Below are 13,215 nucleotides of genomic sequence, written 5' to 3'. Positions count from 1 at the left end.
CAGCCCTGCCATTGTAAGAGCTGTAACCCAAATACAAAAAACAGCTGCTGTTAAGCTGTCATAAATATCAAGGCAACAGCACTTAGGTGCTGATGCCTTAGTATGGACGAAGCCTAATTATGATTGAAAATATCTGGAAGCAATTCCACCAGCAACTGCTGGGATTTATCGCCAGCAAAGTGAACGACCAAGCGATGGCTGAAGACATACTGCAAGATGTCTTTATTAAAGTGCTTAACAATATCGACAGCCTTAGTGCCGCCGACAAGCTACAGCCCTGGCTTTATCAAATCTGCCGTCACGCCATAATTGATTACTACCGCAGTAAACGTCCCAATAGTAGTAGCGACAAACTAGAGCAACTGCATGCGCCTGAGGTAGACTGGGCAGCTGCTTACAGTGAGCAGCAACTCAACCGCTGTATTAACACGTTAATTCAAGATTTACCCGCCCATGTTAGCAACATACTTATCGACAGCGAGTTGCAGCAACTCAAACAACAACAAATTGCCGACAAATATAAATTGAGCCTGCCAGCGGTTAAATCACGCATCAAACGCGGTCGCGAACAACTAAAAACTAAATTACAAGCGTGCTGTAACTTTACCTTCGCGGCACAGGGCATGGATGCAGAGTGTAAGAATCAATGCGGTTGCAGCGCAGATAGCTAGCCTATTAGAAAGCCGGCACTCACTATTTACTTTAAAGAGTCAGCCAGCAAGACGAGATTTCCTCACACGCTTTCACCGTGACAAAATTTTGCGGCACACTCACTGCGACTCTTCTTTAACCACCTCTTACAAATAACTAACAATCAATGACGACTGTAAAAAATGTTGAATAGCTTACTTACATAAGTCACGAACAAATTCTTTTAAAAACCCAACAAGTTGTAAAATAAAAATTATCAAAAAAGGCAGTGCCCCAAGAATCGCTACACTTCTATTTAGTAGCTCATCGTGTTGAAGCAACAATACATAACTACATAAAAACAAAGCTAAGCACCAAGCATATAAAGTAATCCCCTGCGAGTTTTCACGCCCCACTAGCTGCTTAATGACTAAAATTGCAGAGTCTGCTGATGTCGCAACAAACACAAGTAACAGCAGCAAACTAGCCCAAATAAATACCGTACCTTGCCAACCTAATTGATGAAAAAAAACAAACAGCCCTTGGCTATAATCATCTTTTATAGCCAATAAAATACCCGATTGATTCAGTTTATCCCATTCAATTGCTGCACCAGAAAATGCAGAAAACCAAATAATTGTTACAACCGTGGGAATGCAGACAACAGCTAAAACAAACTGCCAAACAGCTCGTCCTTGGCTAATTTTCGCTAAAAAAACACCCACGAATGGCCCCCATGCTAACCACCAAAAGTAGTAATTATAAGTCCATCGATTCGCCCAATCTGAGTTATTTAACTGGCTATCAAACTGCCAAGTACCCGTTACAAGTAGTTGTATGTAATAACCTGTACCATCTAAGGCTATCTGTATAATTGGCGCTATAGGAACGACACACAAAAGCCAAATTAATAGAGTAAACGCCAAAATTACATTAAATATACTTAACGATTGCACACCGCGCCTAATACCAAACTTTGCCGATACGGTATAAATAATGAAGAGCACCCCCACTATTAGAGAGCCAATTAAAGCTGGCGAAGTTATGTTTAACTCAAGCTCAACTCCTTTGCTGATCAGTAATGTAGAATTAGCAATGGTACCAACCACACCAAAAAAAATAGCAAATACGGCAATCAACTTAACCACAAAACAGAGAGTAAGTTGCCCCTGTTTATCTACCTTATTGCCTATTGCACTCATTACAGGCGCGCACATGTCACCGGATTTACCGCTGTATTGAGTTAAACCACCTAACACGATGGCAAACACAGCATATAATGCCCACGCATGTGCGCCCCAATTAACCAGCGTTAATGCAAGACTACTTGCTAATCTATCGGGGTATAAACTTTGCTTTAAGGGTGGGTTCAATGAATGCAGCGCAGGCTCAGCGACTCCCCAAAAAACCAATCCAGAACCCATTCCCGCAGCAAAAAGCATGGCAAACCAACCAAAGTTTGAATATTCAATGCGTGCATTCTCACCTCCTATTTTACGAGTTCCCAATGGACTAAACGCAAGTATTATTACTGCAAATAATAAAAAGTTAATTAACAAAAAGAAGCCGCTGCCTATGTGTGCCAATGCTGTAGAAATCATCGGCTGAACTTGTTCTGTCATTAAATTAGGTAAAACAACAGCGATCAGTGCAACAGTCAAGCAAATAGCCAGTGCCGTTTTTTCAAGTGAAGAGGTAGAGTGTTTCAAGATTAAGCCTATAGAGTGAGCGCATTAAGAATACTGTCAGCACGGCGTTGATACAAACAGGCAAAAGTGTGAATTATTACCTTTAACGCGTAAATTATACCAATACTGAATCACTACAACGCGGCTACATGTCCCTTAAAAATGTATTTATAAGTAGAGTTATAGAGTTATAGAGTTATAGAGTTATATACGCTCTTTTAAACTAAATTTTCTTACACGATTTAGGAGCTAAAAATAAGGTGTATTTTTTGGGGAAAACGAAAAAAGGCGCTTTAAAAGCGCCTTGCTGTCAAGAATGTGCTTAAACATGTCTTGATCTTAATACATATCCTTATAAGGATTCGATTTGTTGAACGCTATCGCTTTGTCAAAACCTGGGATAGTCATCGATTCTTCATTAATAACAATGTCGTTTTCATCAATTAAACCATCACCAAAACGATAAATAAGCTCATAATGGCCTAAATCAGCTTGTTGCTTATATTCATTTTGTGCTTGTGCAACATGGGTATTGCGGTCTTGGTACTGAGCCATTTTTGCATCGCCATGACGCTTTGTCAGCATTTGCATTGTCACGTTTGGCGACAGCACTGTGGCGGTTGCATTATTACCACCAAACCCTTTTGAGTTTATAAAAGCGATATCCATTGCATCACATTGATAGTGCGCTGTGCGAATATCTAAATGCTGGCTGTAAACATCATCGGCCACTTTATCAATAGTGGTAATACCCGGCATAATATTATGACTAAACACGCCTAACGCCATGGCAAGTTGATCACCACTTGCCGGTGCAATTGTGTGGCCAACATACGCTTTTGGCGCAGCCACTTTCCAACTATCAATCGCAAATGTTTCAGCTACTTTATGATAAATAAGAGACTCTGTTACACGATTTTGAGGTGTGCTAGAACCATGCGCTAAAATAAAGCTGCGTTTTTGTACGGCTTCTTGACCAACAATACTGCTGGCAAGCGCGACCGATTTAGCCATTGTAATATAGTTACCTGGGCCCGGTGCTGTAATTGACTTTTTAATACCGTCGGCATTTACAAATACATCGGCAACAGAGCCTTGAATATCAGCACCGAGTTCGAGTGCAAGCGCATCATCCATTAAAATTGCCACCTGTGCGCCTTCACCAATAGTAAAACCGCAGTTTTCACCAAATGGACGACTGGTACGTCGATGATCTACCACATCGGTATTATCAAGACGTTTTAGGCCTTCTTCGTTAGCAAGTGCGCTCATATTACCAAAGCCTTCGACAATTTCAGGCGTAATGGCGCATTCAACAGATGCAACAATCGCAACGCGGGTGCGACCAGCTTGAATATCGTTAACAGCAGCGCGTAGGTTGTATAAAAAGGTGGCACATGCGCCCGATGTGGTGAACGTTGTTCCAACATTACCGGTCACATACGCATTAATGAAATCAGTCGACATGGTATTTAAGCCAAGTGCTAATTGTTTGGTGCTTACGCGGTCGCCCTGTTGTCTCGCACGAATTAAGCCACCAAACCCTTCGTCATCCACTTGCCCTGCTACCGAGGCCGAATATGTACCAATTTGATCAGGCTCAACACTATTCATAACATGCTGCCATGCAAGCCCTGTAGAGCGAATGGCATCGGTTGCCGCAAAAATGGTCGCTTGTAGGCCTCGTGGTTGGTAACGACTGTTATACATGGTCGCTGGATCAAAACCTGTAGGTAATTGACCCGCGGCTTTAATCGGGTTGTCACGGGTGCTGTCGTGCTTAATAGCAAGGTCGGCACTAATGGTTACTTTTACTTTTTTATCGCTGAGATCTTCAACCTGCCAACTTGCAGGTACTGGCGTTGGTAAATCACGACGACGAGTTTCAAACACAATTTGCTGCTCGTCAGACGCTGTCAGCGTCATTTTTTGTTGCCACGGAGTTGCATCAACGTCAAAGTGATTTTTTTCAATTTTACGGATTAGCGTACCTGCTAATACTTGTTCGCCGAATTGTGCTTCAATATCAGCTTCGTTAATAACGTTGCCTTCAGCATCTTTTAAAACGCCGTCGGTCAGTGTTACTAAATTCATTAACGTCGCTAAGCCTAAAAATGTCTCCTGACGGGCTGTTGCATCTAAGCTGTCTAACACGATACGACGATAACCTTGATGAAAAGAAGTGCGGCCAGCGGCATTAATACCACCCATACCAACAATAACGGGTAATGCTGTCATAAATAACCTTGAGAAACGTGTTACGAGAATTACTTAAGTTTAAATGGATTAACTAGGTAGCCTTGTGCTTTAATAGCCAAATAACATGCATAATAGGCCAAAACCAACTGGTCGGAGCAATAAAAGTGACACACGGTAAACATGCAAACGCCATCGAAATTAGTATTTTAGTGTACCCTCACCTACTCATTACAAGTCTTACTCTACCTATAGAAATGCTTAGGGCGGGTGAAGCTTTTGCGAAAAGTCATCACCGGTACGATGAATTTACCCCGCTTAATATCAATTTAGTTGCCAGCACAGTAAAACCGATTGCAAACAGAACGGGGCTTGCCATTATGCCCGACAGCGACCCCGACACAGCGCCATATAGCGATTTAATTATTGTTCCAGGTATTTGGCGTAACCCTCGACCTGTGGTGAGTAAACATCCTCGCCTTGTTAATTGGCTCGCTGATTCGTGGCTGCAAGGGAGCCATATAGTGGGCGTAGGCACAGGTAATTGCTTAGTAGCAGAAGCAGGTTTATTAAACGGTCACCCAGCCACAACGCATTGGCATTATGCTGAACAATTTAAACGAGATTACCCTAATGTACAGTTAAAGCCTGACTTCTTTATTACCCAGTCTGAGCGTATGTATACCGTTGCCAGTTTGAATGCCTTAGCCGATGTCATTGTGCATATAATTAGCCAGTATTATGGCCGAGAAGCCGCACAACATGTAGAGCGTAACTTCTCCCATGAAATTCGAAAACCTTACGAAGATCAGCGTTATTTAGAAGGTGCTGTTGATAAACACCCAGACGAATTAATTGCACAGATCCAGTTTTGGCTTAAAAACAATCTAACATCTGAGCTCACCTTACAGGAAATTGCAGCCCAATTTAGTTTAAGCTATCGAACGTTTACCCGACGTTTTCGCCAAGCCACCAGCCAAACTCCGATTGAATATTGGCAGCAGTTACGTGTACAAAGCGCGAAAGAATTACTCGCCTCTTCTAATTTATCAATCCAAGAGGTGGCACTTGAAGTTGGCTATAATGACCAAGGACATTTAACCCGTGTATTTAAGAAAGTACTGTCGCAAACACCCAGTGAATATAGAACAGTGGTAAGACGTAAGCTATTTGGTTAACGCTATTCGATACCATAAAACAACGCTTCAAAAGCCAACTCATACCATTTTGCTTAATTAAGTGAATAATTTTTGAGCGAATAAAACTTCGTTTGATAACAAGGCAAAAATTTAGTTATTTAGTTATTCTCGGCAATTGCTCCTGCATTGCTCTACCACCTGCATCCACGCAGTCGTAAATCAGACATTTTTAACGTAGGTAACGACCAGTTTAATCACTCGAAAGGATTTAATATTAATGAAAATGGGAATAGGTAGTGTAGGCGACGCATTTTTAATTATTGAGACAAACTAACTTAATTGGAAGCAAGCTCTTTGCTGAATATAATTTTGCTCTTGTGCGGGTTACCCCTGTCTTCATAACCCGCTATGGTATAGCCATTTTTTATCAACAGACTTAGCATCGCAGGAAAACGATTCATTGATTTCACATTAATTGCATCGTAATTATGCTCTTTCACCCACATTTCTTGTGCTGCTAATAAAGCTTGAGCAATTCCCATCCCTCGGCACTTTGGCAACACGGCACCAAGCCAACTATAAAAGGTATTATTATCTAACCCATAACCGAGCTTATACGCGACAGGCTCATTATCAATATACGCGACTAAAACAAGATGCTCACGACCAGCCAACTTTGCGTGTAATTTACTTAGCGTATTTCTGCCATCAAACTCAGGAATTTGGCTATCTACAAGTAATAAATCTTGTAAAGTAGCTGATTTTATTGAGTAACAAGTTGTCATTACATTTTTCCTACTCAAAATCTAAATTCAAATTGATCTGACTCCAAAAAGGATCCTACTTTATCGGGGTCAGATCAAATATCTAATGTTTGATTTCTAATTTCTAAAACTATTTTTCTTTCCGATAATACAATTTTGAATAGCGTTTTACTTGTGCGTGAACACCCCGGCCTAAACTTTTAAACTTCGCTTCCAGTACATCAACACCGTATAAAATAACCACAACCAATACCGAAAGCTTAATTGCGGCCATAAGGTTATCAGTGGCAATTACGACACCGATAGACGCTAATACCCAAATGGTTGCAGCTGAAGTAACACCGACCACTGCGCCATCTTTTGCCAGCATGACGCCGGCACCTAAAAAGCCAATACCTGTAATTATTTGCCCAACTACACGGGAGTGGTCAATTACATCACCATGTAACATAAATGCGGTGGCTAAGAATAAATAGGTCCCTAGAACAATAAGCGCCGAGGTGCGAATACCCACTGGCTTTCCGCGCAATTGGCGCTCCATACCAATGATCGCACCACAAAATGCGGCACTACCAATTGCAGACCAAGAGTAAGGGGCAATATCAAATAGACTATTCAGTGTCACTGTACTTCCAAATATTTGAATTAATAATTATAAAGAAAACGCCATCGCGGTGCTTAACCGCAATGATCCAAAGCTAGCCATTTTACTAAAATCGGCTTTTGCTATTGGCACATGTTGGCAATCAATGGCGAGTTGCTTTTTGTCTTCACAAAATGGGTCATGAACATATAAGCAATGCTCATCCACATGCGTTACGCACACCCAATGTGGTGATTTTTTACCATCAAAGCGATATGTACTAATGAGTAAAACCACCGCTTTACCCGCCGCCAGCCATGTTTCAATATCGTTAAGGGTTAGTTCTTGATAGCGTACAGGCATTTTCGCAACGATAGCTTCAGCAACAAATTGGTTATGCACTGTGTGTAAAATTGCTTTTTTCTTTTCACTTCTTACACCATCAATAAACAATGATTCACGGGTATTTAAAACAACATCAGCCTTAAATCCACGTTTCATCGCTGCAAGTGCTAAACCCAGCGGATGGCAGCCACCGTGACCCGAGGTCATAAAAATGGTGGTTGCCTCACGCCAAATATCAAGTTCTTTTAATTGGCTCATTGGCGTATTATTAAGCGACGACATAGCCATTAGTAATGCCGCGGGACCACAGGTAAATTCAGTGGTTTGTTGATACCACGGTGTGTGTTTATCAGCATTAAAGGCAGTATTACGACGAATCGTTTTTTGCATTCGTAGCGCATCACTGTGATCATCATAATAATCACTGTAATGACCAAACACATGATAGCCATGCTTTTCGTATAAACGAATTGCGGCCTGATTATTGACTGCAACCTCTAGTCGCATAAAACTACGACCTCGTTTTACAGTCTCGTTTTCAAGAGCAATTAGCAGCTGCGAAGCCACCCCTTTACCTTGTTGGCTCGCAAGGACGGCCAATGAGTACAACCGCGCTAACCGCGTGCCCTTATGACACCACACAAGGCCATAACCGACCAATTCACTGTTAACTTCAGCAACCATTAACAAACCATGGTTTGCTGAAAGCCAGCGCTTTAAGCTGCGACTGCTTAATCTATCTTGACTAAAGCTTTGCTCTTCAATGGCAACAAGTGCCGCCAAATCCGATACTTTCGCAAACCGGATTTGGCAATGTAATGTCTTCATTTAACCTCGGCCTCGTGCTTCAAGGCGTTGCTTAAATTCGTCCATAATGATCATATAAAGCTCATCGCCAAGGTAGGCATCTTCTACTTTGTGATCAATGCTCGGGTTATCGTTTACTTCAAGTACGTACGCGCGCCCTTGATGTTCTTTTACATCAACGCCATACAAACCTTTACCCACTGTTTTACAGGCTTTTAATGCCGCATCTAATACCACTTTCGGTAACTCAAAAGTCGGGAGAGTTTCAAATCCACCTGAAAAAAAGCGTTTTGCATCATGGTTGTAAATTTGCCAATGATTACGCGCCATTAAATAACGACACGCATAAATCGCGCGACCATTTAACACCCCTACACGCCAGTCATACTCTGTGTACATATACTCTTGTGCTAGCACTAGCGCACTGAACTCAAAAAGCTCCGAGAGTTTTGCAATCAGCTCTTCACGGTTCTGAACTTTAAACACCCCTTTAGAGAATGACCCCTCTGGCATCTTTAGTACTAATGGGTACGTAAAGTTTGTTTCTAAGTTTTCAATGGTGTCTGTTGATGTATCAGCTACCACATGTGTTTTTAAGCTTGGCACTTTTTGATAATTAAAGGCATCGTGTAAGTACACTTTATTACAGCAGCGTAAAATTGACTCTGCGTCATCAATTACCACAAGCCCTAAGCTTTGTGCTTTACTTGCTAATCGATAAGTTGGGTGGTCAATCGCCGTTGTTTGACGAATAAATAGTGCGTCGTATTGCGCAATACTGGTAATTTCATCAAAAGTCAGTGCTTGTGCATAAATGCCATGCTTAGCTGCCGCTTTAATAAATTTTGCAATGGCGTCTTTATCACTGGGTGGTACTTTTTCTTGGTGATCAACCAAAATCGCCATATCCCAGCGGTAACGGCGTTTTTTATCGTGAATACGCCAGACAGATTCTGTGAAGCTGCTTAACTGTTTTACAAATTCGGCAAACGCGTCGTCATCAAGCGCCGCAATAGCACCTTGTTTCACTACACCTTGCTCGTCACACACCAGTATTGGCGCAGGGTATTGTGAAAACAATGCTTTAGTTGCTTTAATATCGTCTTCGCAATGTGTTTGCCCAAAAAATACGGTGCGACCTTGTAATTGCATGTGGCGAGAGCTGTGCTCATCTGAACGTAATGCATTAATGGTTTTTACGCTGGGTAATACTTGGTGCTGTCTTGCTTCTGCAAGTAAAGAACAATAGTAACCCTTACTTAAATACTGTCCTGTATCGCACAGATTTAAAATACGTGTTTTGGGTTCGTTATGTTTTGGGTAATCACGTAGGTAAGTATCAAAAGTGATCACATTTTCAAAGTTTTGAGCAATACGCTGCTCGTTGTTATCAACCACAATCAAGGTTTTAAACACGACTTTTCCTATAATAAGTCTTTAATAATGAAAAAACACCCAACCAATTAAGTGAATGCATGAGGCTAAAATTCACTCAACTAGATGGGTGCTTATGATACCAACCCGCAATAATGCAAAATCATTTAGATTGATTAAGCGTGTGGGTATAAGCGCTAAGCTTGATGTGATTTATAGAGTGTTTTGCGAGGAGTTACCAACGAGATATTTTTCACTTAAAGATGAAATTTACTAATTAAAAATCAGTGTGTTTAAATTAACTTATCAATGGTATAAAACTGCTTTTTGTCGCCTATGACAAGTTCGACTTCGTCATCCACTTTTTTACCAAGCAATTTTTTACCTAAAGGTGCTTCGCGAGTCACAACATAAATCGTGTGCTCTTTAACTGTCACTGATAAGCCACCAGAACTTGGACCAATAAAGAACCATTTTTGCTGGTCTTGATCATCAATAAGAGAGACCAATGCCCCTTCGCGAACTTTCGGAAATTCTGTTTCTTTGAATACCGTATTAAACGCTTGAATATCACGGTAACATTCATTCACTCGTTCAGCTTGACCTTGAGCTAAATAGGCCGCCTCTAATCCTAGGGTGTCGTATTGAGTTTCGGCCACACTTTCTTCATGGGTGGCAGCATCATGAGCCGCTTTTGCCGCTTCTTTAGCACGGTGTAATTGCGATTCTAAGGCGAAACGAAGGTGTTCTATAACGTGTGTTTTATTCATATCAAAGCAGCTAAAACGTAAAATGCGCATTCTACCCTGTTTTACGATTTTTGTAACTGAACTGATATGGTTTGAATATGTTAGCAATAGCTCATTAGCTTATCTGATTGGTGCTTTATATTGCGCGTGCTAAGTTTAAAAAAGCGCAGGGTTAATCATGATTAACCCTGCGCAAGTGTGGTTAAGGCATATCAATGTAAGCTTGGGTTTTATCATCTAAAGTTTGCGTGTAATTATCGCTACTCAGACCCAATAACTGCGGTAACGTGGCAGCAATACAAATTGATGAAAATGTTCCCACCACAATGCCGACAAATAAGGCAATCGCGAACCCGGTTAATGCAGCACCGGCTAACAGCCATATACATGCGATGGTCGCAAGTGTTGTACCTGAGGTAATTAATGTGCGAGTGAGTGTAGAGCGTATTGCATCGTTGATCACCACATGAGTATCAATGCGCTGACTACCTGATTGAATACGTAAAAGCTCCCTGACTCTGTCGCCAACAATGATTGAGTCATTTAATGAGTAACCAATAATTGCTAATAAACTCGCCAGCACGGTTAAATTAAACTCAAGCCCTAATAACGAAAACAAACCTAGCACCAAAATTAAGTCATGTAATAGTGCGACCACTGAGCCCACAGCCAGTCGCCATTCAAAACGCACGGCTAAATACACCATAATTGCGATAAGTGCGGCAAAAAGTGCTAAACAACCTTGCTCAAATAACTCATCACCCACTTGAGACCCTAAAAATGAAGTTGAAAGCACTTTAAAGTCAATGCCTTGCTGGCTAAGCTCTGCCTGCCAATTAGCCGTTGTATTAAGGTCTGGGGCTTGTCTTAAAACAAAGTGATGATCGCCTGCTTTGCTTATTATTAGTTTATCGACGACCTCAGGGCTTAACTTTGCTGTTAAGTCTGCAATCGAGGTAACCGATTCGGTGCTAATATCTGTGATATAGCCCCCTGTAAAATCAAGTCCAAAGTTTAACCCTTTAGCCGATAACACCCCAAGGCTACTTATCACTAGCGCACAGCTTAGAAGTAATCCTAAAACGCGCGCTTTACTTGCTGCTGTTAATGTAGACCAGCTCATGCTTTTGCCCCCGCTAAATTCGTTAATTTAATATACAGTGTTTGGCTAAGTGCTTTTGAAATATACACACCGGTGAACACACTGGTGAGTAAGCCAAGTGCTAACGTAATGGCAAATCCTTTGACGGGGCCATACCCGACTGCATACAAAATAATCGCCGTAATCATGGTTGTTACGTTTGCGTCAAAAATGGTGGAAAATGCTTGATTATAACCCTGCTCAATGGCTTGATAGGTGGGTCTACCTTTGCGTTTTTCTTCTTTAATACGCTCGAAAATAATCACATTAGTATCAACGGCCATACCTATGGTCAACACTAAGCCCGCAATGCCAGGTAGCGTGAGTACAACGCCCGGTAATAATGACATTAACCCCACTAGTGCCGTTAAATTAAGTAATAAAGCAATATTGGCAATAAGCCCTAAGCGGCGATACCACAGCGCCATAAAAGCAAGAGTAATGCCTATACCCAGCATTAATGCAGCAAGGCCATGCTCAATATTCTCAGCACCTAAGCTTGGCCCTATCGTTTGCTCTTGAACTATTGTAACGGGTGCTGTGAGCGAACCTGCACGCAATAACAATGCTAAATCGTAGGCCGCTTGTGGGCTTTTCATATTGGTGATACTAAAACGTGAACTTAAATGTTGAGCAATATTGGCGATATTAATCACTTCACTTTTTTTAATCACTTCGCCGTTGGCGTTTCGCGAATACTCTGAGTAAACAGTGGCCATGGGTTTACCAATGTTGCGTTTTGAAAAAGCAGACATTGCATCGCCACCTTGCGAATCTAAACTCAACTGAACAAGCGGTTTCCCCCACTCATCTTTGCCCACATTAGCGTTATTAATATGGTCCCCCGAAAAAATAGCGACAGGGTTAAGGTTAACAACTCCGCCACCTTGTACATTAAAGGCTTTGCCACCTACTTCAACAACCTGATAAAAATCAAGGGTTGCTGTCGCACCAATGATCCGCTTTGCCTCTGCGGGGTCTTGCACACCGGGTAACTCTATGCGGATACGCTGCTTGCCTTGTCTCTGTGTTACCGCTTCAGTAATACCGAGCTCTTCAATACGTCCTCGTAATGTTGTTAAGCTCTGCGCCATCACTTGTTTATCAAACTCACTGCGGCTTTGCTCATCAAAATGCAAAAACGCCGTGGTTAAATTATTACTGGTTGATTTAGTTTGCACGAGGCCTTTAAATTGCGCTTGTAACGTGGCGACTAAGCCAGCCAGGTTATTTTCAGCACTGGGTAAAACGTGCAGTTCAATGCCGCCTTTCACTTCACTGGCACGAATGCCGCGTACTTTCTCTTTGCGAAGTACTAACTTAGTTTGTTGATAGACACTACTTAGGTGCTCTTGCATCGCTTTATCTAAATCAACATCAAGCACGAATAGCACGCCACCGTTTAAATCTAGCCCGAGCTTTATTGGCGATAAGCCTAACTGCTGTAACCATTGAGGGCTTGTGGCATGCTCAACAATTTTGCTATTTAAGGTGGGGTACGCTGTTTTAATAAAGCTCAGCGCATTGGCACTTTGTGTTGGCTCATTTAATAAAATAGCCAACTGATTAGCTGAATCATTCGCTTTGTCTACCTTAAAACCCTGTTGATTTAGCGAATTAGTCACCATTTGCAGTGATACAACCTGTTCAGGTTGCTCGATGTGTAACCACGATTTATTTGGGTATAAATTAGGTAACGCACTGATAGCTAATAAAATACAGGCAGCTATCATAGCGGCATAGCTCATTTTTAGTCGACGCCAAAACGTCGGCTTTTGTTTCTTTGACATACAAGACTT

General features: G+C 41.7%; 11 protein-coding genes. 2 read left to right on the top strand and 9 right to left on the bottom strand.

Translation table 11 applies throughout. The features are described 5' to 3' along the window. The first annotated feature begins 119 nt into the window (after window positions 1-119). Window positions 120-671 (top strand): sigma-70 family RNA polymerase sigma factor, encoded by a 552-nt coding sequence (locus IT970_RS07225; protein WP_075593630.1) that lies wholly within the window; start codon window positions 120-122, stop codon window positions 669-671. Window positions 672-845: 174 nt separating this feature from the next. On the opposite strand, the gene IT970_RS07220 is transcribed toward IT970_RS07225, so the two are convergent. Then, window positions 846-2,339 carry a BCCT family transporter gene (locus tag IT970_RS07220; protein ID WP_231387323.1) on the bottom strand — a complete coding sequence of 498 codons (1,494 nt, stop codon included), beginning with the start codon at window positions 2,337-2,339 and terminating at the stop codon, window positions 846-848. A gap of 318 nt (window positions 2,340-2,657) precedes the next feature. Beyond that, window positions 2,658-4,556, bottom strand: a complete 1,899-nt coding sequence (locus IT970_RS07215; protein ID WP_036968770.1) for a beta-ketoacyl synthase — start codon at window positions 4,554-4,556, stop codon at window positions 2,658-2,660. A gap of 125 nt (window positions 4,557-4,681) precedes the next feature. Here IT970_RS07215 and IT970_RS07210 point away from each other — a divergent pair, with 125 nt between their 5' ends. Then, a complete protein-coding gene (locus IT970_RS07210; protein ID WP_036968773.1) occupies window positions 4,682-5,692 on the top strand; it encodes a GlxA family transcriptional regulator in 1,011 nt (336 codons plus the stop codon). Between the two features lie 296 nt (window positions 5,693-5,988). Here the strand turns inward: IT970_RS07210 and IT970_RS07205 are convergent, their stop codons facing one another. From IT970_RS07205 to secD, 7 genes are all read right to left on the bottom strand, one after another. After that, a complete protein-coding gene (locus tag IT970_RS07205; protein WP_075593632.1) occupies window positions 5,989-6,438 on the bottom strand; it encodes a GNAT family N-acetyltransferase in 450 nt (149 codons plus the stop codon). A 109-nt stretch (window positions 6,439-6,547) separates the two neighbouring features. After that, entirely contained in the window at window positions 6,548-7,042 is a 495-nt protein-coding gene (locus IT970_RS07200; RefSeq protein WP_036968779.1) for an MgtC/SapB family protein, read from the bottom strand. A 27-nt stretch (window positions 7,043-7,069) separates the two neighbouring features. Further along, window positions 7,070-8,173: a GNAT family N-acetyltransferase/peptidase C39 family protein gene (locus IT970_RS07195; RefSeq protein WP_196857712.1), complete on the bottom strand. Its 1,104-nt coding sequence runs from the start codon at window positions 8,171-8,173 to the stop codon at window positions 7,070-7,072. After that, window positions 8,174-9,568: a RimK family protein gene (locus IT970_RS07190; protein ID WP_075593634.1), complete on the bottom strand. Its 1,395-nt coding sequence runs from the start codon at window positions 9,566-9,568 to the stop codon at window positions 8,174-8,176. A 251-nt stretch (window positions 9,569-9,819) separates the two neighbouring features. After that, complete coding sequence (locus IT970_RS07185; RefSeq protein WP_036969237.1) at window positions 9,820-10,296, bottom strand: GreA/GreB family elongation factor; 477 nt, start codon at window positions 10,294-10,296, stop codon at window positions 9,820-9,822. A 181-nt stretch (window positions 10,297-10,477) separates the two neighbouring features. Beyond that, a complete protein-coding gene (gene secF / locus IT970_RS07180) occupies window positions 10,478-11,398 on the bottom strand; it encodes a protein translocase subunit SecF (protein ID WP_075593635.1) in 921 nt (306 codons plus the stop codon). Next, entirely contained in the window at window positions 11,395-13,206 is a 1,812-nt protein-coding gene (gene secD / locus IT970_RS07175) for a protein translocase subunit SecD (protein WP_065979847.1), read from the bottom strand. The genes secF and secD overlap by 4 nt, the downstream gene beginning before the upstream one ends. Between the last annotated feature and the right edge of the window lie 9 nt (window positions 13,207-13,215).

Source organism: Pseudoalteromonas sp. A41-2 (assembly GCF_015767615.1).
GTDB lineage: Bacteria > Pseudomonadota > Gammaproteobacteria > Enterobacterales > Alteromonadaceae > Pseudoalteromonas > Pseudoalteromonas lipolytica.
The sequence above is the reverse complement of the archived record's forward strand: the minus strand, read 5'-3'. Positions and strand labels throughout refer to the sequence as shown.